The organism is Azoarcus sp. Soil_N_20, from assembly GCF_057656155.1.
This window is the reverse complement of record NZ_JBDGKX010000004.1, coordinates 393,636-415,321: the sequence shown is the minus strand read 5'-3', so window position 1 is coordinate 415,321 and position 21,686 is coordinate 393,636. Positions and strand designations below refer to the sequence as shown.

General features: G+C 62.3%; 17 protein-coding genes and 2 pseudogenes. 12 read left to right on the top strand and 7 right to left on the bottom strand.

The window, feature by feature from the left end:
- Positions 1-338 precede the first annotated feature (338 nt).
- Together AC3A35_RS11380 and AC3A35_RS11375 are read left to right on the top strand one after the other, a co-directional pair.
- Entirely contained in the window at positions 339-1,748 is a 1,410-nt protein-coding gene (locus AC3A35_RS11380; RefSeq protein WP_487436195.1) for a hypothetical protein, read from the top strand.
- Between the two features lie 604 nt (positions 1,749-2,352).
- Positions 2,353-2,937 (top strand): hypothetical protein, encoded by a 585-nt coding sequence (locus tag AC3A35_RS11375; protein WP_487436194.1) that lies wholly within the window; start codon positions 2,353-2,355, stop codon positions 2,935-2,937.
- Between the two features lie 552 nt (positions 2,938-3,489).
- Here AC3A35_RS11375 and AC3A35_RS11370 read toward each other — a convergent pair.
- Positions 3,490-3,693, bottom strand: a pseudogene (locus AC3A35_RS11370) (transposase zinc-binding domain-containing protein); the annotation flags it as partial.
- Positions 3,694-4,183: 490 nt separating this feature from the next.
- Here AC3A35_RS11370 and AC3A35_RS11365 point away from each other — a divergent pair.
- The 5 genes from AC3A35_RS11365 (at position 4,184) to AC3A35_RS11345 (ending at position 9,930) form a co-directional block, all read left to right on the top strand.
- Positions 4,184-4,759: a hypothetical protein gene (locus AC3A35_RS11365; RefSeq protein ID WP_487436193.1), complete on the top strand. Its 576-nt coding sequence runs from the start codon at positions 4,184-4,186 to the stop codon at positions 4,757-4,759.
- A gap of 203 nt (positions 4,760-4,962) precedes the next feature.
- The gene (locus AC3A35_RS11360) at positions 4,963-6,348 is read left to right on the top strand and encodes an FAD-binding oxidoreductase (RefSeq protein WP_487436192.1); all 1,386 of its coding nucleotides are present in this window, start codon (positions 4,963-4,965) and stop codon (positions 6,346-6,348) included.
- Between the two features lie 825 nt (positions 6,349-7,173).
- Positions 7,174-7,944 (top strand): hypothetical protein, encoded by a 771-nt coding sequence (locus tag AC3A35_RS11355; RefSeq protein ID WP_487436215.1) that lies wholly within the window; start codon positions 7,174-7,176, stop codon positions 7,942-7,944.
- 389 nt (positions 7,945-8,333) lie between these two features.
- Positions 8,334-9,152, top strand: coding sequence for an Ivy family c-type lysozyme inhibitor (locus tag AC3A35_RS11350; RefSeq protein WP_487436191.1), 819 nt, complete (start codon positions 8,334-8,336; stop codon positions 9,150-9,152).
- Positions 9,153-9,375: 223 nt separating this feature from the next.
- A complete protein-coding gene (locus tag AC3A35_RS11345) occupies positions 9,376-9,930 on the top strand; it encodes a hypothetical protein (RefSeq protein ID WP_487436190.1) in 555 nt (184 codons plus the stop codon).
- Between the two features lie 765 nt (positions 9,931-10,695).
- Here AC3A35_RS11345 and AC3A35_RS11340 read toward each other — a convergent pair.
- Together AC3A35_RS11340 and AC3A35_RS11335 are read right to left on the bottom strand one after the other, a co-directional pair.
- On the bottom strand, positions 10,696-12,393 hold the full coding sequence (locus tag AC3A35_RS11340) for a SulP family inorganic anion transporter (RefSeq protein ID WP_487436189.1): 1,698 nt from the start codon (positions 12,391-12,393) through the stop codon (positions 10,696-10,698).
- Between the two features lie 862 nt (positions 12,394-13,255).
- The gene (locus tag AC3A35_RS11335; RefSeq protein WP_487436188.1) at positions 13,256-13,987 is read right to left on the bottom strand and encodes a hypothetical protein; all 732 of its coding nucleotides are present in this window, start codon (positions 13,985-13,987) and stop codon (positions 13,256-13,258) included.
- A 398-nt stretch (positions 13,988-14,385) separates the two neighbouring features.
- Between AC3A35_RS11335 and AC3A35_RS11330 the strand changes: the two genes are divergently transcribed.
- Both AC3A35_RS11330 and AC3A35_RS11325 read left to right on the top strand, forming a co-directional pair.
- The gene (locus AC3A35_RS11330) at positions 14,386-14,607 is read left to right on the top strand and encodes a KTSC domain-containing protein (RefSeq protein WP_487436186.1); all 222 of its coding nucleotides are present in this window, start codon (positions 14,386-14,388) and stop codon (positions 14,605-14,607) included.
- Positions 14,580-14,850 (top strand): annotated as a pseudogene (locus AC3A35_RS11325) (IS110 family transposase); the annotation flags it as partial. The gene AC3A35_RS11330 and the pseudogene AC3A35_RS11325, both read left to right, overlap by 28 nt.
- A 257-nt stretch (positions 14,851-15,107) precedes the next feature.
- Here AC3A35_RS11325 and AC3A35_RS11320 read toward each other — a convergent pair.
- Positions 15,108-15,653, bottom strand: coding sequence for a hypothetical protein (locus AC3A35_RS11320; protein WP_487436185.1), 546 nt, complete (start codon positions 15,651-15,653; stop codon positions 15,108-15,110).
- A gap of 89 nt (positions 15,654-15,742) precedes the next feature.
- Between AC3A35_RS11320 and AC3A35_RS11315 the strand changes: the two genes are divergently transcribed.
- On the top strand, positions 15,743-16,357 hold the full coding sequence (locus tag AC3A35_RS11315; protein WP_487436183.1) for a ParA family protein: 615 nt from the start codon (positions 15,743-15,745) through the stop codon (positions 16,355-16,357).
- 154 nt (positions 16,358-16,511) lie between these two features.
- Here AC3A35_RS11315 and AC3A35_RS11310 read toward each other — a convergent pair whose 3' ends face one another.
- The gene (locus AC3A35_RS11310; protein WP_487436182.1) at positions 16,512-16,739 is read right to left on the bottom strand and encodes a hypothetical protein; all 228 of its coding nucleotides are present in this window, start codon (positions 16,737-16,739) and stop codon (positions 16,512-16,514) included.
- 1,595 nt (positions 16,740-18,334) lie between these two features.
- Here AC3A35_RS11310 and ppk2 point away from each other — a divergent pair.
- Positions 18,335-19,258 carry a polyphosphate kinase 2 gene (ppk2, locus tag AC3A35_RS11305; RefSeq protein ID WP_487436181.1) on the top strand — a complete coding sequence of 308 codons (924 nt, stop codon included), beginning with the start codon at positions 18,335-18,337 and terminating at the stop codon, positions 19,256-19,258.
- Positions 19,259-19,538: 280 nt separating this feature from the next.
- On the top strand, positions 19,539-19,967 hold the full coding sequence (locus AC3A35_RS11300) for an NUDIX hydrolase (protein ID WP_487436180.1): 429 nt from the start codon (positions 19,539-19,541) through the stop codon (positions 19,965-19,967).
- Positions 19,968-20,110: 143 nt separating this feature from the next.
- Here AC3A35_RS11300 and AC3A35_RS11295 read toward each other — a convergent pair whose 3' ends face one another.
- Together AC3A35_RS11295 and AC3A35_RS11290 are read right to left on the bottom strand one after the other, a co-directional pair.
- Positions 20,111-20,347, bottom strand: coding sequence for a CHAD domain-containing protein (locus AC3A35_RS11295; RefSeq protein WP_487436179.1), 237 nt, complete (start codon positions 20,345-20,347; stop codon positions 20,111-20,113).
- Complete coding sequence (locus tag AC3A35_RS11290; protein ID WP_487436178.1) at positions 20,293-20,820, bottom strand: CHAD domain-containing protein; 528 nt, start codon at positions 20,818-20,820, stop codon at positions 20,293-20,295. The genes AC3A35_RS11295 and AC3A35_RS11290 overlap by 55 nt, the downstream gene beginning before the upstream one ends.
- Positions 20,821-21,686: the final 866 nt, after the last annotated feature.

Sequence of the window (21,686 nt, the reverse complement as noted above, 5' to 3'; positions counted from 1 at the left end):
GAATAATATGCCATACGGCTAGACGAACAACCCCGACCGACACCGCTCACGACAAAGATCGCTCCCACTGAGCGATGGCGGCAGGACGGAAATTCTGACCTGCGACTTTTCGAAGAGCCTCAACTGTCAGGATATTTTACAGTAGTTTGAGAGTGCCGCCATCCATCTAATAGCTTTATCAAAGAGTTACACAACATGGCAAGAATATTGCGGTCCCTAAGAAACGTCTGATCAGTAGACAAATTCTCATATGCATTAATCAACTTAATCAGAATTGTTCGTTTTTTGGCATACACATTCATGACGTTACTTGCCATACAGGAATGGAGTCTATCCATATGTCTATCGGTGTCGGTAACTATAAAATAAATAATACATTTCAGGCCCTTTTGCTGGGTCTTTGCGTGCTCTTGGCATCCGTGCCGGGCCATGCGGAAATCAAGTACAAGGGCGATGGCTCCGCGGGAGGTTTGGTGCCGGATTTTCCGCAGGACTGCGGCCAGAAGGTGAAGGGCATCTGCGCAGCGGCGGCGGTCGCGGATTCCATCTGGTTTTTCGATCAGCACGGTTACGAGGGGCTGGTCAAGCATAAGGACCCGAAAAAGCCCAATGACACTTGGAAGGAGGATTCCAAGGCGTTGACCCTGGATCTCGCCAACCGGATCTACGGCAAGGACTATATGGAAGGCAAACCCAATTCAATCCGTGGCGGCAAGGGCACGGAAGGCGCCATCGTCGACTACCTCAAAGGCAAAGGAGTGTACGACGGCCAAAAGGCCGACGGCACGGGATTGACGGTGCGCTACATCGATGGCGATAAGGCGACCTACGACACTTGGCAGATGGAACTGGAGAGAAGCGAAGATCTGATCGCCCGCATCACCTGGCGTGACAAGGACGGCAAGCCGGTCAAGCTAAAGGACCCCAAAGATCCGAAAGGCAAGCAGGAGGGTGATATCATCCATGCGCTGACCGGCGGGGGCTGGGACACGGAGAAAAAGAAGATGGTGGTCGCCAATCCCTGGGGCGACCATCCCGCCGACAAACCGCCCTACGACAAATCCTATTTCAGCGAGTACGATATCGAGATCGCCGCCGATGGCCGCTTCAAGATACCCAAGAAGGCGGGCGTGGACCTGTTCGGCTACGACGCGGACCATATCAGCATCGACGGCTTCTGGGACGTCTCGCCCGGCAAGGCCGTCAAGGTGCGGGACAGCGTCAAACCCGGCAATACACCCAAGACCAACGAATACGAATACGAGGTCGAGAATCTGTCTTTCGATCCCATCTTCCAGTTCGCCTTGGAAGTGCAGGTACCCTTCAGCTTGGGTTCGGTCGGTGCCCCGCCGGGCTGGTTCTTCCGTCCCTGGGATCCCGCCGAGACGTTCGATGTCACGCCGGCACCCTCTCAACTCACCGAGCCGGGCGTTGCCCTGGACCCCGGCTTTTCCGAGTGGGACCCGATCATCGAGGGGATTTTGTGGTACACCACCGGCAGCCCGATTATGCCGGGCGAGTTGCTCGGCGACTTCACCTTCGAGGTTTCGGATATCTTTCCGCATGGCGAATTCGCCGCCATGGCGGGCATCAGCGACGGTTTGAGCCGCGTGATCGAGCCCGCCAGCACGGGGCTTGTCACCGAGTTCGCCCTCACTTCCGGCCCCATGCGGGTGCCGGAGCCCTCCTCACTGTGGTTGTTGTGGGGCGGTGTGGGGCTCCTCTGGATGTTGCGCGCAAGCGCTTAGCGGTCTTCCTTCCCCACCCAGGCCGTCATCGCCAACGCCAGCAGGAAGGCAAAGTAACCGGCCGCCTTGCGCGCCGCCTTGTGCCCGGAAAACAACAAAGACACCCATCCATAAACAGGACCGTCTGCTGTAGTCGTCGAGGTACGTCGTTCTGACCGCCTGCCGGTGCTTTTCATGAAGAATAGGAAATTCAACGCCCCCACAGGAGGTATCGCCTCGCATTTTGCGCCCACCGGCGGTTTCTGGCCGGTGGCCGTTACATTTCACTTGCAGGTCGATGGTGGTCGTCTACATTGAAGCAATGCAATGACGGACGGATTAAATCGACCAAGAGCTGGCCGTCGCCGTTACAGCTCATCTGTTCAATATGGACCCGTGCAGATCCGCTGAAGTGACCGTAACGCCCTCTGCTGGGTTTCTCCGCCGGTTTATGTCGATGGGTAACTCGGGAAATGCAAAAAAAAGCGCCTATAAACCAGCTTGGTGGAGATGCGGCGTTTGCGAGTTATACCGCAACCTCGTGGATGGGTCCGCAGATCTGCGGTCTAAAACGCCGCGGATTCACAAAGAAGGTGCAACGCCGCCCGAAATAGGAGGGAGAACCATGAAATCTGTTACTCGACTACTTGCTGTAGTCGCCTGCCTTATCGCACCAGCAACTGCACAGGCGCAAATGGCAGAGATGCCAGCGCCCACAGCCTTCAATGTTGGCGATACATGGGAGTGGCGACAGGTGGATAACCGTACCAAATTGGAAGAGGGCAAACGCACTCGTACCGTTGTGAAGGGCGATGATGCTCTAAAGTTCTCCGGCGAAGGAGGCAATCTCGAACTATCAACAGCATTCCTCGGAGTACCACTGCAAAAGCCGTGGCGCGTTTGGCCATTGGAGGTCGGGAAGAAATGGGCCTACGAAGAGGACTGGACTAGAGCCGACGGAGTTACCGGTAATACACAACAGGATGCTGCCGTGGTCGCCTATGAAGAGGTGACTGTTCCGGCCGGCAAATTCATGGCCTTCAAGATCGAGCACCGCGGTTGGTACCAAAATTCTCGGGGACGCAATGGCCACCAAAACGACACCTTTTGGTACGCACCGGACGTAAAGGCCGATGTGAAACACATTCGTGACGATGGCTTCAACATGTACACCCGGGAACTAATCAGCTACAAGCGTGGGGCTCCCTAACTTTAGTCGAACGGACGGCCGCAGCGCAGCGGGAGCATCAACCGTGATCGCGGCCTGCCGTTCACCAAGACGTTGAGCGTCCGCTTTGACTCAAGACGTAGGGCAGTTTCGGGTGGCTGCCGTCCGCCGCCGGTGGCAACTCAATGGCCCCTTGCAAACTGGTGCGGCCAGCCGGCCCAAGAAGCGCCGAAATTCCACCGACAATGTCGATATCTGTCTGAAAGCTGTCGTCCAGCCTTTTCAGGCCGGCGGCAGTGGACGACCCAAAACGGCCATCCGGACTTCTCTGAAGCCGCCGTTCAGGCAGACGGGGCTACTGCGAGTTTCGTTGCCACGAAGCTGCCGTTCGTGACCTCACTCACCCGGCCAACTGCCGCCGGTCGACGACTCCACAAACAAGCCATTCGGATGGCTGCTCCACGCCGGTAGCTGCCGATCAAACTCCCAGCGTCGACACGCTGATCACCAAACGGTCGGCGCCCCTTCGACGCGATGATCATCTCAAGGAACCGGGACCCAGCCCCCAAGCGCCTGGTGGGCCGCCGCGTCCAGGTAGCGCAGCCGCTTGGCCACCGAGAGCCCCCATTGCCGAACCGGCAGGCGCGGGGTGACGTGGTCGGCGAGATGGGCGGCGGTCACGACCATGCTGCGCATATTGCACGAAGGGCAGATGCCGCGCCCCTTGCACGAATAGGCGACCAGGAAGTCGTGGCCGTAGCCGGCGCAGCGGGCGCGGGCTAAGCCGTGGGCGCGGATACTCGCCGAGCGGCTCGGGGAAACCGTCGCCGGCGCTTCCGGGCACGAGGGCGAGGCGACTGTCGATGTCCCGGCTCAGCACCACCATGGTGTGGCGTGTGCTGCTGATTTCCGCGCGCAGGGCACGAAAGCATGCGTCGCCGTCGACTAGCATCGCGAAGCCGGCGGTCGGTTCGATGCAGCAGTTGCAGCCCGGGCGTAGCAGGCCCGGATCGTCGCAGGAAGAGGAGTGCTGCGGGATCATGTGTGGCGGCCTGCGTTCGTAACAGGGCGGTTCGGCGGCCGGCGATCGTTTCGGTTCGGCCGACCACGCGCGCTGCCGGGCCGCGCCGCCGATGGCATGCGCGTGCCTGGCTGGCAACCCGCTTGCGTCCGTCCACCGCGTTGTCTACAAAAGGAGTAAGCAACCGGTCGAGTGGGGGGACGGTGAAGGGAATCCGTTCGTCTTCGCGGCCGGCGGGCAGGGAGCGAGAATCGAGGGGCGCCGATCATGTTCGACAAGGACCGTTTCATCGAGGACTGCGTCAGGATCGTCGGCGAGGGCGACGCTGCGATCAGCGAGCTCGTCGCCGCGGCGGTATCGGATGGTGCGCGCGTGATCGCCGAGCTTGGCGAGCCGACCCATGCCGGCATCGACACCCTGTACCGCGCGCCGAACGTGACCATCATCAACTTCGTGTGGGCCCCGTGCATGAGCCTTATGCCGCACGACCACCACATGTTCTCGGTGGTGGGCATCTACACGGGCCGCGAGGACAACGTGTTCTGGCGGCGTACCGCGGGCGGTATCGAGGCGCACGGTGCGAAATCACTGGGTGTGGGCGACATCACGACGCTCGAGCGCGAGGCGATTCACTCCGTGCTCAACCCGATTGGCAAGATGACCTGCGCGATCCACGTCTATGGCGGCGACTTCTTCGCGCCGCCCGAGCCGCGCAGCATGTGGGACCACGAGACGCTCGTCGAGCGGCCTTGGGACGTCGAACGTGTCAAGACGGCGTTCGCCGGCGCGGAGGCTCGCTTCAACGCCTGGCAGGATGCCCGGGTGAGCGCGGCCGGAAAGTAGCCGTCTCGTCCGGGCATTGTCCGACTTCCTGACCGAAGTTCCGCCATGCAGCGACGATTCAACCCGATCACGGCGACAGCTTCGCTCCCAAACCTGCCGTTCCAGCCCTCACGTGTATATATCGACGACCGCGTAGGTATTGAAGAACGTCCGGACGTGGGGCACTCGACCAGTAACTGTAAGCCCAAATAATGGAGGCAAGCATGAAGCAGTTACAACAAGCCAGTATCGACGAGTTCAAAGCACACCACCGGGGGGATGTGCTTCTTCCTGGCGACGGCCGCTACCAGGAGGTGCGCCAGATATGGAACGCCATGATCGACCGCAGGCCCGCGCTGATCGCCCGCTGCGCATCGCCGGAAGATGTTGTCAAAGCCGTCGGATTTGCACGCGAGCATAGCCTGCTCGTCTCGGTCCGAGGGGGCGGACACAATATCGCGGGCAATGCCGTCTGCGAGGACGGCCTCATGATCGATCTATCACTGATGAAGGCTGTTCAGATCGACCCGAACGCCCGCCGCGCGACCGTCGAAGCCGGCTGCACGCTGGGCGACTTCGACGCAGCCGCGCAGGTGCACGGCCTGGCCACACCGGTGGGCATCAACTCAACCACGGGCGTGGCCGGTCTGACGCTCGGCGGCGGCTTCGGTTGGCTGAGCCGGAAGCACGGCATGACCATCGATAACCTGCTCGGTGCGGATGTGGTCATAGCGGATGGTCGTCAAGTGCACGCCAGCCAAACAGAAAACGATGATCTCTTCTGGGGGCTGCGTGGCGGCGGCGGCAACTTTGGCGTTGTCACCCGCTTCGAGTTCCAGCTTCACCCCGTCGGACCAGACGTTCTGTGCGGACTCATCGTCTTTCCGTTCGACCAAGCGAAACCGGTGCTCACGCAATTTGCCCGTTTCACTGAGACGATGACGGACAGCCTCAACGTCTGGATGGTCACGCGGAAGGCGCCCCCGCTGCCCTTCCTGCCCGAGGACATCCACGGCAAAGAGATTGTTGCGCTCGCCCTGTGCTATGCGGGCGACCCCGCGGAGGGCGAGAAGCTGATCGAACCGCTGCGCGAGTTTGGCACGGCACACGGCGAGCATATCGGCGTGCAGCCGTACACCGCTTGGCAACAGGCGTTCGATCCCCTCCTGACGAAGGGTGCGCGCAATTACTGGAAGTCGCATAACTTCTCACAGCTCAGCGATGGCGCGGTCGACAGCATTATCGAATACGCTGGCAAGCTGCCCTCGCCGCAGTGCGAGATCTTCATCGGCACGATCGGTGGCCAGACGGGCCGCGTCGCACCCGAGGCGATGGCCTACTCGAGCCGAGACGCGAATTACGTGATGAACGTGCACGCCCGCTGGGAGTCGGCCGCCGAAGATGAGCGCTGCATCGGCTGGGCGCGCGAATTCTTCGCCCAGTCACAGCCGTTCGCCAGTGGTGGTGCATACATCAACTTCCTCACCCAAGACGAATCCGACCGAATTGCGTTCGCCTACGGTGCGACGTACAACCGGCTGGTGGAAGTCAAGAAGAAGTACGATCCGACGAACCTTTTCCGGATGAACCAGAACATCAAGCCGATCTGAGAGGGGGGCATCCATCGCCTGACAGTGGCATCAACAGACGGCGATCCACATAGGGCTGACACCGGGTGTTTCGACGGAATAGAGCGGAGAACGCGATGTGAGCGATCCGGCGGGTGCAGGCTCAGATCGCGTACGGCGCAATAACCGAAGGACGTTGCGCCGTACGAACTGGCCGATGAGTCGCAGTTGCTTGACGGCCTGCAAGTGGCGGCTTTACCCGGAAGCCAGCCGTTAAGCATGCGCAGGATCGACCGGCAGGATTGGGTCGGGTTGCGACCGACACCTCACCCGATTCGTCGCCGGAAAGCCGCCGTTGGAGGTTCGCTTCCCGTAAGCTGCCGCTCGCCGACGAGTCGTGTCGACCCCAAGCGGCCATCTGGACTTCTCTGAAGCCGCCGGTCAGGCACACTGGGTTGTCGCAAGTTTCGCTTCCACGAAGCTGCCGTTCGTGATCTCACACAACCGGCCATGACCGGCCGGTGGCGTTTTTTCTCCAAAGCCGACGTCGAGCGGCACCGCTCACCCGCAAGCAGCCATTCGCTTGGCGATGACAAGCTTCGCGCGCGGCGGGCGGCTTTGTGGAGGCCCCGGCCATTGGAGTATCGTTCGGCGAGGTCAGTACCCGGCCAAGATCTGCCTGTCGACCTCCTTCCCCAGCGGACATTGGAAAGTCGGCTCCGCCCAGACTTCTGCCGGTCGCAGCGATCGCTGCACGCCTTCTCGCGGGCCGTCGCTGACGGACAGCCCGATGAGGGTGCCCGTCGACTATCCTGAAAAACGTACAACCGGCAGAGTTCGATCATGAGAGTACTGCTTGTAGCCGTGATGCTTGCCGCGTGCCCCTGCCAGTCGCAGGCCGCTTCCTACACGGTGTCGGACCAGAACTCCAGCCTCGAATTCACGATCGACGACCCGACGTTCAACTTGAATGTTCCGAACGACCCGGTACAGCTTCCGCGCACGGTCGAATGGACCGTCGATGGCCGGCGCATTCTGGTGTATCCGTCGGCCCCCCTCACCTTGCTGGACATCGGCCACATCCACCCAGGCGCCCATGTCGGCGCAAATCAGATCCATGCCCAGGGTCCGCTCCTCGGCTACGGCACCGGGGCAATGACCGGCACGGTGACGGGCGCCGTCGCCTATTCGGTCAATGGTGGCGCGACAGGCAGTGGAGCGTCACGCATCACGGAGAAAGTCGACATCCACAACAAGTCGGGCGGTGCGGTTCCGGTCCAGTTGACGGGAATGGGTTTCAAGCCGACCCAAGCCGCGCTCGAGGTCCCGGATCTGAATGGATTGACCGTGGAGGGGACCACGGTGATCTATTTCCAGGGCACGCCACAGGCCAGTTCGCTCACTGGGCAGCCACCTTATCCGCCAGTCACCGTGCGCCCGGTAGTGAATTTCACCGGCTTCAATCCCTTACTGAACCAGAATTTCAGCCTGCCCGATGGCGCCGTGCTGACCATGATCACTGAGCTGAAACTGTCCCCGCCGGTGCTGACGATCACCATCGTGTGGTGGGTGCTGGCGGGATTGGCATTGCTGGGGCTGGCAGCGGCGGCACTCGTCTGGCGGCGGCGCTCGCGTTGAGCGTGGAGCTGATGTCCGGCAACCGGCTCACTGGAACGAATGGCGGCTCGACGCTCGAAACTGCCATTAAGCTGCTGCAAGTTTGAGTTACAGGAAGGCGGCGGCCATTGCCACTTGCCTGAAAAGGCTGGACGACCGCTTTCAGACTCGTCTCGACATTGGTGTTCGAATTTCACCGCACTTAGCCTGGCTGGCCGCTCCAGTTTCCAAGCGGCCACCGAGTTGTCACCAGCACCGGACGGCAGCCGACCCGGAGCGGCCTGTCCCCATCGGGCAAAGCGGACGCTCGCCAATGCTGAGTGGCCCAAGTGCGATACGCCAGCTCCTTGCGAGGCTGGCGCATGCGTGAGGACAATGGAGGCGCCACAGTGAGCACGAGAGGAAGCGCGATGAACACGCCCTGCACGACATCTCCGATACGCCTGCTTCTCGGTGTGACCATGTTGCTCTTCTGCGCCGCGACAGAGGCCTGGGCGCAGGGCAAGATCGACGCCAAGCTAATGCTGCGCTACGGCGGCGTGCTGGCCCCGGACTGCTCGAACTACATGCTGCCGCAGTTGAAGTACCTCGGCGATTCACTGGTCGTGCAGGACGGAGGCAAGGCGGTGCTGACCGGGCGCAATGTGAAGGCGGCGCCTACATACTTCGGTGCCACGCCGCCCCCGGAGTTCGAGACCGCATTAACGAGTGAAGTCGCGGGCGGCGAAGCGCTGGTATTCGTCCTCTACCGCAACGCTTCGGGCGTCTTTGCCGCGGTCGAAGGCGGGCCGAAGGTCATGGCCGCGCTACCGGCGGCGTTCAAAGGAACGCGCGTGCGGCATTGCGACCCGAACCGCAACATGCTGCCAGGGACGGCACTGCCGATCCAGATCGGGCCCAGCGACCTGCTGAAGGACGCGACGTTCAAGCGACCGTACGTCCAGGCGCTCGGCCCGCTCGCCAAGGAGCCGTGGCTGATGGAACTTGACGGTCCGGCACAGCCAGTGGAGAAAGTGCGGGTCGCCGGCACAGAATACCAACTCGTGAGTGTTTGCAAGAACCACGATTGCCACGACAACAGCATGGTTCTTCTTTATGCCGCGGCATCTCAGACGGTATACGGAAAAGTCTTTCAACGCGGCCTTTCGACGCTCCTCGGGGCGCCACCCCCGCCCGTTGCAGCCGAACTTGAACGGCTATGGAAGGCCACGTATCGCAGCGGGAGGTGAGTTTCGGGTTTTGGGGGCCTAATCTCAGATGGCCACCTGCGCTCATCGTCTTGCGGTGCGCCCGACGTTTTGCCGGTGTGCAAACGAGGGTTCCGGCCGTGTCCCCGGTCGTCAGCTCGTGGCCGATACAACGCTCTCGGCATCGCTCCCGAAGCGGCCGCCCGCCGCCGAAACTGCTCGTGGCAAGCGGCCGTTTAGCCCATTAACCGTGAATGCAAGCCTCATGAACTACTCCAAAATTCTGGTGCAGCTGAAAAACGCCTCCGCCTTCGATCTTTACCGGCTTCGCGCAGCCATCGACCGAACGCTCGATGAGCCGACCTGGATGGTCGCGATCCAGGCAAAGTTGCGCATCGGCCAGACGATCGCGTACTTTGACCCCCAGGCAAACGCATCGCGCACGGGCCAGGTGCTTGATCTGAGGCGCAAACAGGCCGTCGTTCTCGACAAGGCGACCGGTCGGCAGTGGCTGATCTCCTATGCCGCGATCAATCTCGACGGCGCCGACGTCGAGATTCGAGAAAGACCGCGACAAGGATTGGGCCGCAATGAGGTTGCTATTGGTGATCTTGTTGGCTTTGTCGGCCGCGATCACAAGGAGCGCAGCGGCCGGATCGTCCGACTGAACGACAAGACCGTCACGCTCGACTGCGCGCAACAGCACTGGCGGGTGTCGTACGGTCTTCTCCATAGGGTGGTCGAATCCGAGACGAGTGTCATGGGCGGCGTGGAGAGCCTCGGACCCGTCTCAGGGAAAGCAGGGTCAGGAAGGCGATGACACGGGCTCCGTGGCAAGATGCCGCCAGTGGTGGGGCGGGCAACAACGGCAGGTTACGGGGCCGATGTCTTGAGTTGTTACGGCCAGGAGCGGGCGGTCACCGGGGTCGTTTCAAGGGCTGTAGTGCGGCGCAAAGCTGACGTTGGAATAGGTCTTCGAGGCCGGCAACGGTGATTGCTTGCCAACGCGGGCCGGGTGGGTCCGATGCCAAAGACTCGTTTCAGGCGTTGCGCCCAAGTCCTCGCGGCACGGCGTCCGGCCGCTGTTGGAGTCCTCTTGGTGTCATCCCGAGCGCCTCAGCCCAGGTCGTGGCGAGCGATCCGGTCGGGACGGGAAGGCCGGCGGATTCGAGTCGCTGTTGCAACCCGTGGCGATCATTCACAGCCAGGGTCGCGGCGATCCGATTGCAGCAGCGCAGGCCCGCTTGCTCCAGGTCGATCAGGGCCGTCCGCGCCGCCGGGTCGGGATAAGGCGCGCATGGCCGATTAGAACTGGTAGTCGATGCCGCGCTCCACGGAGTAGGCCGCGCTGGCCCTTTCGCCGAACGCCTTGCCCGGCATGAAGTACCCGAGCAGGGTCCGCAGGCGGAGTCGGGAAATCTCCTGATAGCCGAGGATCAGATCGACCGCCTGGCCAGGATCGCGGCACTCGCCGTCGGCCCGCGCACGGACGCGCGCCCCGCTAAGCGAGCCCTTGACGGCTTGCCTGTTCTCGTCGCGAGACCGTCCGCCAGTGGCCCCGAGCCGGGGATGTTAATCCGGCGTGTCACGCTTGGCGCTCCTCCCAGTCCACCCATTCGACGTCGTGGGTCGCGATGTAGGCGCTGACCGCAGTACCGAGGGTGGGGAAAAAAGTTTCCTCGCCCAAGCGCGTGAACAGGCCGAAGCGCTTCAGCTTGTCCTTGACCGGATCCTTCATCTCGGCGAAGCACAGCTCGACTCCGGCGGCCAGCAGGGTCTCGTCGAGCTCGGCGAGCACGTCCGCGGCGGTGACGTCGACGCTGGTGACTGGCTCCGCCGCGACCACGAGCCAGCGCACCGGTGTCGGAGATTCCTCGACCGCGTCGAGCACACGCTCGCGGAATAGCTCGGCGTTGGCGAAGAAAAGCGGCGCGTCCCAGCGGAACAATACCAGCCCGGGAACGCGGCGGGCGTCGGGATAGCGCTTGATGTCGTGGTAACCCTTGACATCCTCGGCGCGGCCGAGCACCGCGAAGTGCGGACGCCAGCCGTCCCACAGGAATTCGACGACCGCGGTGAGGATGGCCAGGCCGATGCCGGGGATGACGCCCAGCACCACCACCCCGGCGGTGCAGCCCACCGAGAGCCAAAACTCCCAGCGCTGGATGCGCCAGATGCGGCGCAGGTCGGCGAATTCGAACAGGCCGATCGCGGCTGCGATCACCACCGCAGCCAGTGCGCTGGTCGGCAAATTCCGCAGCAGGTCGGGCGCGAGCAGAAGCAGCAGGGCGACCGCTAGCGCGCCGACGACCCCGGTGAGCTGCGTGCGTGCACCGGCAGCTTCTGCGACGGGCGTGCGCGAGGAACTGCTGCTGATCGGGAAGCCCTGGAAGAATCCCGCCGCCAGATTGGCGGCACCGAGCCCGACCATTTCTTGGTTGGGGTCGACGTGGGTGCGCGTGCGCACCGCGTAGACGCGCGACAGTACGCTGGTGTCGGCGAACGACACCAGGGCGACGGCAAGCCCGCCGATGAGCACGGTGCCGAGGTCGGCCCAGGTGATCCAGGGAATGGCGAAGGCGGGCAGGCCTTGGGGCAGTGAGCCGAGCACCGCGACGCCCGCGGTCTCGCCGAGATCCAGCGCGCCGACGACGAGCGTCGCCGCGATGACTGCGACGAGGATGCCGGGTATGCGCTTGTGGCCCTTCAGCAGCAGCATGATCGCCAGCGTGCCCGCGCCGAGGAGGAAGGTGGTCCAGTTGCTGCGATCCTCGACAATCGCCACGGCGATCGCCCACAGATCCTGCAGCGGCCCGCCGCCGTCGATGGAGAAGCCGAACAGCTTGGGCAGCTGGCTGATCAGGACCGTCAGCGCGATTCCGTTCATGTAGCCATAGCGAATCGGCTTGGACAGCAGTTCGGTGACGAAGCCGAGGCGCAGCAGTCCGAACAGGATACACGCCAAGCCGGAGACCACCGCCATCGCGCCTGCGAGCGCGACCGCACGCATTGGGTCGCCGCCGGACTGCTGCAGCACGACCGCGAGGATCAGTGCTGCCAGCGCACTGTCGGGGCCCAACACCAGGATGCGGCTGGGGCCGAACAGCGCGTAGGCGAGCAGCGGGACGATCGTGGCGTAGAGACCGTAGATACCTGGCAGACCCGACGCGATCGCATAGGCGATGCCGACCGGCACCAGCATCGCCGCCAGCGCCAGACCAGCGACGAGGTCGTGGCGCAGCCAGGCTGCCTCGTAGCTGCGCAGGGTTTGCAGGCCCGGCATCCAGCGTATCCAGCCGGCCTGGTCGGAGCCTCGGGCGGGACGGGCGACGCGGCCGGATTTGATGCCGGTTCGGGGAATGTCGGGGTGGCTCACGGGCTTGGGTCTGATCGTGTCGAGTATAGGAAGCGTAAACACACTTTCTTTGGCTGATCAACACGAAATCACGGGTTGCGAGGCGCTACGAATAGCCAATGTCCCTCGCCGCCAGCCCGAAATCCTGCGCCCTTTCAGTCCGAAACGCCAAGAGTTCTCCGCTCCCACTGCCCTTTTGCGTTTCATTCCGGCCTTCAGGCCAGCCCGATAGCCGGCCGTGCCCTGCGGGTGACAGCATCCCGGGCTGAACGTGGGAAGCTTCATCTGAACCGATCGGGCAGTGCCCGCGCTGCTGGCAACCGCGTCAGCGGTTCCGGGTCCATCTTTCCCGTTCGGTGGTCGAGGATCTTTTCGATCACCCGGGATCTTCGATGCGGGCGATGATTTGCACCGAACCGCCAGAGGCTGAGCTGATGTCGATGTCGAAGACCCGCTGCGTACGTCGGCTTTACGCTGAACGGCAGACCCGCACCCGTGCCGACCGAGTGCCCGCTCCGGGTCGGCATGAATCGGTCCGACGGGCCGCCCCCGGCCATAAGCAGCCCTCCAAAGATGTGAAACAACGTCGATCGTGTCCGCTTCGAGCGGAATGGAAGGCTTTCCGGTGCGTCGCGGGACCGGGCGGCGATGGCGGCGCTGGATCAGGCGCTCGAAGCCTACGACCCCTTCGCCGGCGCGGCCCCACAAGGCCCTCAAGGTCGTGATTTCCGCCTGACATCGCGCCTGACCCGGCACCGCGGAGCTGGCCCCCGTCGGCGGCCCCCGCATCTCAGTGTTCGCCGGCGGCCTCGGCCCAGGCAGCGATCGCGCGCCCGCTGCGCAGCGCCAGCCCGAAGAGAAGGGCCTGAACCACGCCGTCGTCGGGTGGCAGGGATAACGCCGGGTCGCCGTTGCGACTCATGCAGCATCCCTCCCCTGCCGTCCAGCGCCAGAGCCCGCCCTCAATCTTCAAATGAACGCGTACCAGGTAGGCCGGTCCGTCGCCGTCGACGGCGAGATCGACCTCGACAGGCGCGGCGAATTTGCCAGCGGCCCGGAGCAGCGCCGCGAAGTCGGACGAACGGAGGAGCTCGAACTCCCCGCGCGCCAGGGAATCCATGAGCTGCGGATCGACCGTATCCTTGCCGACCAGCTTGTCGGCGACGTTCTGGATTTCCGCTTCGATCGCGTGCCGCTCCGAGGCCGCATGCGCGGGCTCCCCGCGACGCGCCGCTTGCTCGCCGAGCACCAGCAGCGCGCCTTCCAGGGCCGTCGTCACGGCATCCTGGGGGAGCGGGCGCCTGCGTTTCCCGCTCCTCAGCACCGACCGCAGCGTACGCCGCGCGGCATGGAGTCCGCCCTCGACCAACTCTTCGTCGGGAATGTCGCGGCAGAAATTCAGGCACGCGACGATGCGCGCCAATCGCCTCAGGGTTTCTGCGTCGGTCCGCGGGGCCGACGCGCCCGCTTGCCGCGCCATGCCTCTATCGTCGAAGTGATCCAGGTCGTCGAGCGTTAACATTGAAGTCTCCAGTCGTCAAGGGAGGCGCCCCTCGACGGGGCACCCGATTTCGACATACCGCTCCGGGTTGGACACTGCCTGGCTGACCGGCGCGGAGCATCGCCGGCCAGCCCTTCCGTCGCTACTGACCGGTTCCGGAATGCAAGACTATCCGAGAAATGTTGCACTGCAGTAATCGTGACTGCGTCCACGCGTAACCGCGGCGCTGGCGCTCTTGGCTGCGCCGAGCCTTCGCGGGAAAGGACCTCATCCTCTGCTGCGGCTCTGCCCGGCGGCCGAGCCTTCGCCACAGCGGCATTACGTGACAGGGATTGAGTCCAACCGGTCATTTTGGAGGCGGATTCAAAGCCAGGAAGGACGCCGGCCTCCAGTCGAACACAAGCCCCGGCACAAACCGGGTGCAATTGACCGAATCGAACAGGCAAGGGCAGGTCAGCCATGGACTGAAACGCATCAGCTCTGGGAATCTGCGCGCCATCGGATACGAACCGCGGGACCGCAGGCTGCGGGTCGAGCTCGATGATGGAAGCGTGATCGACTACGCCAGCGTCTGGGAGGAAATCTGGCGTCGGCTGTCGAGCTCCAGTTTCGCGTGGAGCTATTCCATACGCGGCAGATGAAGTACGTGCCCGGGCGCAAGAGCGACGTGGCCGACGGCCAGTGGTTGCAAAAGGTGATGAGCCTGGGATTGCTGCGCGCCGCGTGGCGGCCCGGCAACGACGTGCGTGGTGCGCGCCGTGGTCCGTGAGCGCGAGGTGCTGCGCACCGAGCAGGCGAGCTGGGTGCAGCGCATGCATAAGGCGCTGCAGATGAACATCCAGTTGGCCGAGGTTCTGACCGACGTGATGGGTGCCACCGGCCAGCCCTGTCGGCATCGCCTCAATCGACCCACAGGAGCCGTTCGATCCCGCGCTGTCTGGACGGCAGGTTCCAAGGTTGAGCCGCCGTCTTCCGACGAACACTGCGCTGCGGCTCATCATCGGCCTTTGCTGACGGCCAGCTTGAGCCAGATCCGTGGCGTACGCCGCACCGCTCCCTTGTCAACGTCGTTGCCCGCCCTGAATTTCATCACGCACCTTCCTTCGACAACGCTTCACACCGACCCATTACTAACGATGGTTTAGCTCTTGGGGCGCCCAGTCTTGATGCGCTCGACGTCGCTTAGTGCCTTGCCGAACTGAGCATCCTCAAGACTCGCCAAGAGCGCCAAACCGGCTCGCAACAACTCGCTCTTCTTGACGTCAGTTCCGCTCGCAAGCGCGCGTTGCTTCAAGGCGGAAAACAGTGCGTAGTCGTTCTCAGGGAAAGTAAAGCTGTCACGAACCATCTTGGGCTTGCGTGGGGCTTGTTTTTTTGCCTTGGTGGCCTTGTCCGTTTCGGTGACTGCCGCGGCTTCGATTTGTACGTCGGTGCGCGCCTTCTTCGCCGGTTTCGCGGATGGCTTCTTGCCAGGAGCCAATTTTTCGCCCGCGTCCGCTATGTCCACATTGGCGGCAATGGACACCTTTCCCGTCTTGGCCTTCGCAGCCGCCTTCTTCGCAGCCCCCACCTTGGCGTTGGGGAGTACCACGTTGTCGGACACGATTACGGCCTCAATGTCCGGCTGCTGAACCTCAACCGGCGCAACGTCCTCTTCGGCCGATTTCACGTTGACGTTTTCGGTCATTTCACTCTCCCGAGCAGGTTTGATGGGTGTAAACTATATAAACACTTTATATTCTTCTTCTCCTCACGGCAATCGCAATGCGCAGAATCATGGTGGCCAATCCCAAGGGCGGGAGTGGCAAGTCAACACTTGCCGTACATCTCGGCAGCTGGTTCGCCCGGAATGACGAGATTGTTTACTTGGGGGACCTGGACCGGCAGCGTTCGAGCCGCCACTGGCTTGAGCAGCGCCCCAGCCACCTTCCTCGTATCCGGCATTGGGCGATATCCGATGAGGGCGACGAGACGCCCCCCAAAGACTGCGACGTCGCGATACTGGACACGCCGGCGGGGCTGCATGGAAAGCGCCTGAAGCAGGCCTTGAACGACGTCGACAAGGTGGTCGTACCCGTCTCCGCCTCAAGATTCGACATGCTCGCCAGCAGCGAATTCTTCGAGGAACTCGCGGAGACAAAGGCGGTGCGCAAAGACCGGGTCGATATAGGCGTCGTCGGGATGCGGGTCACTCCGCGCACCCATGCCTTCCGCCAGTTGATGGAGTTCCTACGGCAATTTGACCTTCCGCTCGTCACATGCATACGGCAGGCTCAGCGGTACGTACATGCGGTAGAAACCAGTACAACGATTTTCGACGGCAATGGCTTCGATGCCATCGAGCAAGCTCATTGGAGGCCCCTGCTCGACTGGCTGGTCAGGCGGCGCTGACCGGTCAAGAGGAGGCAGGGAGTGCCGGACCCGCGACTAGGTCCGGAAAGAAGGACAAGTGCCGAATACGATCCGATCCCGGTACGGATACGGTCGCGCCACCGGCGTTTTAAGTGGCATCACCAGGTCGGGCGCACGATGACCACTTAGCGACTCACATCGCATAAGGATGGTCGCAGGCCGCCACATTCGCACGCCACGCGCTCAGGTCCTGGTCTTCCTTGTGCAACCAAAACGCGACCTTTTCATCAGCACTAAATCGTCGCGCACTCGGATTGTTCAAGAAACGCAGGTCAAACCGATTCTGCAGCTCAGTAGCCTTTTCCGGAGCCAAAGACTTCGCCGCAGCAAGGTACTCCTGCGGAGGGGGCTGGATGTTCATGGATTTCTCCTGTGGGGCTTTACGAGCAATACATGAGTACGCTCTTCGTCGTACTGCCGCGCCGGTTCCGAACCGGCCGACCACAGTAAAGAATTTTCCCCCAGATCGCTCAGGCTGTCCAATGTAATGGAGCCTACGCCGACGGACAGACGACACCGTGACCCCGCGACCCGCAACCCAGACCGGACGCGTAAGGGACAACTACCGCGCTGTGCGTGTTGCGTAGTCGCAGCTGCCGTCAAATTCATCGCCGAGGGCAACCGTTATACTTAAGGCGTATCTTTCGACCCGCCTCCTGAATGCCCATTGCACAATTTCTTCTGGACTTGCAGGCGCGGGCAAGACCCATACCGCGAAAGCCTGGACAGTCGAAAGCTTGCTGTCTAGGAGCCGTGGGCGCTGATCGACAAAGACAAGGTCAGCGCGGTGATTGCCCCTGCGCGGTTGAGTGCTTTGAAGCTCGACCCGATGGATCGCGACCGCCCACACTACCGCGGACAGATTCGGGATCTCGAGTATCGATCCTGTTGGGTCATTGCCGCCCAGCAGCTCAAACTGGCGTTCCATGTCGCGCTTCCCGCCACGGACTCAGGCGCTCGAGTCCGGCGCGCTGTCTGATACCGAGGCGCTGGGGTTCACGGGCACCGTGCGGCTTGCCCAGGTCTATCTACATCGGCCCATCGAAGCGCTGAAAGCCCGGATCGAGGAACGCAGGAATCCACGCGATGCTTGGAAACTGGAGAACTGGGACATGTATGCCCGACGACACGACACCCGCGGGGCTTGCCTAGCGCGGCGTTCGTGTCGTGCCATACAAACAGACGCCGGAATACCTGCTGGTCCACCTGGAGACCATTGCCGAGCAAGCTTGCCATGTTGTTCGGACTCCGCAGGATTAGCCCGAGTGCGTCAGCGATCAGTGGGTCGCGGCGCAAACTCCCCGCACCAGGATTGGTTCATCACGGAGGGGAAGCGCCAGTGATGGTCTTCCCGCGGCGACTGCGTTCCGGCAAAGACGGGCGGGTATCGATGGCACGTACCGGTCAAGCCGTTGCCGGCCCGATAATATGCGCACACCTCGCAGCGTGCGGTGGATGGCAGATCGTCCGACATCGTTTTACTGGTTTGCAATGGTGGGCGCCGTCATGATGTCAGAAATTGCGGTTCCCGGTCGGATCGTTCTGGAAAAACCGTAACCCTTAGGTGGGTTGTGCTTGGCTGGTGCACTGCGCGCAGTGGTAGCCATGCCTCGATGTTCCCCGGACTACCGGCCTTCGGCCATGCACCCCCTGGAATTGCCCACATTTCCGGCAGCGAAACGACGGGTACATGACCCCCGCGAGTTTGGCTTGGCGCAACGTCGCTTCCCGGTACTGTTCGATCTCGCGCCGAGGATCAAATCTGCTGTTCGAAGGCATCCAGGCTCCTGAAGCAGTTTGTAGGGGCGCGTCACCAACCCGCGAGACGCGTTGAGTGTCGGCGTGGCCAGTTGCAATACTGTGACAGCGCGAAACCGGGACGTTCGACGGATTGTCATGATTCTGTAAGACGATGGCCGTGTGACAGATCTCAGCAGGGTGGGGTGAGGAGGCTCTATGGAAAAACCGGACGTCGGCAATCTACACCGCCGCATCGAACGCGAACTGTTGGACAGCTACGACGAAGAGCTCGAACTCGAACTTGATGACCGCAGGCTCGACGAGGCCGGAGCCGAGGCGCTGCCGCTGCCGACAGCAGACGACAAGGCCCAGCGTCATCGCTACTTCAAGGAGCTGCTACGCTTGCAGGGCGAACTCGTCAAGCTCCAGGACTGGGTCGCGACCACCAGGCATCGCGTGGTCATTCTGTTTGAAGGCCGTGACGCAGCGGGCAAGGGGGGCGTCATCAAGCGCATCACCCAACGGCTCAATCCCCGTGTCTGCCGGGTGGTCGCGCTCCCTGCACCGAATGACCGTGAGCGGACCCAGTGGTATTTCCAGCGTTACGTGCCGCACCTACCTGCTGCAGGCGAGATGGTGCTGTTCGACCGGAGTTGGTACAACCGGGCGGGCGTCGAGCGCGTGATGGGTTTTTGTACCGACGAAGAGTACGAAGAGTTTTTTCGCTCCGTGCCCGAATTCGAACGCATGCTGGTGCGATCCGGCATCCAGTTGATCAAGTACTGGTTCTCCATTACCGACGAGGAGCAGCACTTTCGCTTCCTGTCCCGCATCCACGATCCGCTCAAGCAATGGAAGCTCAGTCCGATGGACCTGGAGTCACGGGCGCGCTGGGAGAGCTACACCGTGGCCAAGGAAACGATGCTCGAACGCACCCATATCCCGGAGGCGCCCTGGTGGATCGTCGAGGCGGACGACAAGAAGGCGGCGCGCCTGAACTGCATTCACCATCTGCTCGGCGAAATTCCTTATACGGAAATCCAGCGGCCCACCGTGGAGTTGCCGGCGCGAGTACGCCACCCCGATTACACCCGACACCCGGTGTCGCCTGAAATGTTCGTGCCGGCATGGTTCCGTTAGCCGCCAGCAGCCGGAATAGTGCCGCGAGCACGCGGGCCGAAGGGTTCGTTTTCCTGTACCGGACTTCCACGTACTGGTGATGAGTGATTGCACCCGTCGCGGTCGACCTCAGACGAGATGGAATCCGGTCCCTCGGCAAGCTCATTGGCAAGGCTGATGACGCAGCTCGTGGCGCCCTACCGTCTGTAAAGAAGGCGCAACAATTCTCGGATATAAACTGTTTCTACTGTTTTCTCATCTCCCCACAAACGCCTGTATTTGTTGAGATCGGCTATCGCAAATGGCAAAGGAGCGTCTAACTTCGGAGGCCCGCGATGGCGCGTGGGCAATCATTCATTGCACCGCCACAGACAAGTTCCTCCTTGGCAAGCGCTCGAGCGCCGTCAATAACGGCGGCATGTGGAACTTCTTCGGCGGCCGCATCGATTGTGGAGAGGCGCCGAGCCGCGCCTTGATGCGTGAGCTTGCCGAAGAAGCCGGCATCCGGATCAAACCGAAGCATCTCAGCCGGGTTTCAACAGTCAAATGCCGCGACGCCGACGATCGCGAGCTGCATTATTACTTGCTCGAGGTCGAACGCGAGCTCGTTCCTCGACTGAACCGCGAACACTCCAACTACGGCTGGTTCAAACGTCGCAGCCTGCCTTCAAAGTTCAATCTCCCGACCACTGTTGCGATCAAGCAAGGCCTGCTCAACAAAGTCCGCTAATGAAGAAGTGCGCGCTCCGTGAAACACCCGGATCGGCTTTGTGCAGGGCAGCAGTTGGCCGGGTGCCGCCTCCTGCGGCGGGCGAGCATTATTGTCGGTCAGCGTGATCACGTCGCCAAACTGTTCGACCGCGGCATCGCCGGTCAGCCAGTCGCAAAGCTGCTTGGATTATTCTGCGCCCCGGCTTCGAGTCGGCGACGCGCCACGTCCAAGTCCTGTAGAAATCCGAGCGCGGTCTGGGTACGCGTGAGCTGTTTGGCGTAGGCGTGCACCGCTTCTTCGGGGAGCAGCGGGGAGAAGAACTCAAGCGTGTAGCGCAGTTCCTTCACGCCATTACGAAGTCCGTGCAGCTGCTCGGGCACACGCTCGGAAGCCCCCACGAAGCGCTCAAGGGCTCGCTTTCGGACACGTGCAAGCCGCTGCTTGGCAAAGCGATGTCATTGCCAAACGCGTTTCGCTGAAGCTGTAGCAGATCCGTGGTGGACGCAGCAATCATGCGACCTTGTTCATCCGGGTCGATGGCCTTCCGTGCGCTGGCGTGGGCGGCCTGACTTTCCGTGTCGGCAGTCGCCAGCAGACCCCGAAACGCCTGGCTTCCGAGCAGCCCGTCGGGTACGACCGACTCCAGCAGTTCGGTCCGCAGCACGTCGAGGTCGCGGGCCGGGCCAAAACGGTCGGCGTTGTCGCGCAGACGCGGATGCAAAACATCCGCGAATTCTGCAGATAGCGCCGGGGTAAAGACCTTCAGCACTGAGCGCAGGCGTCTAAGTGCGACCCGCGCTTGGTGGATGAACTCGACAGCCTCTTCGGCTCCGACCTGCGCTGCGCCGCGCGGCTCACGTTTCCCTGCCACTGGCGCACGCAGGACTGTGCGAGCGCGACACAGGCATCACTCATCGCTTGTTTGGGTTTGAGCGGAGAGCGTTCGGCGCGCAACGGCTGCGGTGCTTCGCCGCCAACCTGCTTGATGTCCAACTTTCGAGTCATCGCAGTCTCACCGAGAGATGCAGCGCGTCTTGCCTTCAAGATTTCTCGTTTTGCGCCAGAAATTATGACTCAAGATCGCATGTTCAGGGGCCGCCGCGAGGGCGGGATACCGATCATCCGTCGCTGGACGGCTGCTTTCGGTGCGACCGCGTTGAGTCACTCGCGCCACCAGAGTGCGACCCGACGGCGCTCCTGGCCCGACAATCCACGGGGCTCGAACGGCATGTCCTGTACGTGGTGGGTGAAGGCCAGATACCAGTCCTCCACGCGATCCCACGTCGCCGATTCGGTCCTGACCGGATCGGAAAAACGCGGATCGTCAGCTTACGGCCACACGGGTTCGTGGTGGGGCACACCGAGCGCACAATCGTAGGTGTGCCGCTGCAATCGGAGAACGTCCAGCGACATCTGCACCCCCCGCTCGGCAAGTTCCTGCGGGTGTTGCAGCGAGGCGGTCTGGACGTGGAGGAGCGGCGCGGTCACCCCGAACGGATCGATCGTCGCCGTGATGCCGTCGTGAACTCGGGTGATGTTCCGATAAACGACGCGGCCATCGGGTGTGCCATTGTGATTCGCACTTATCGCGGGCTCCTCCCCGTCGCTCCCCAACGCCTGTCCCAGGCTCACTGCCGGGAAGGACGGAACCGCAAGTGCTGGACGAACTCATACCCGTGACGCGGCTGTGGCAGACAGGTGACGTGAGGGGAGACACCAACACGGTTCCGCGATTTG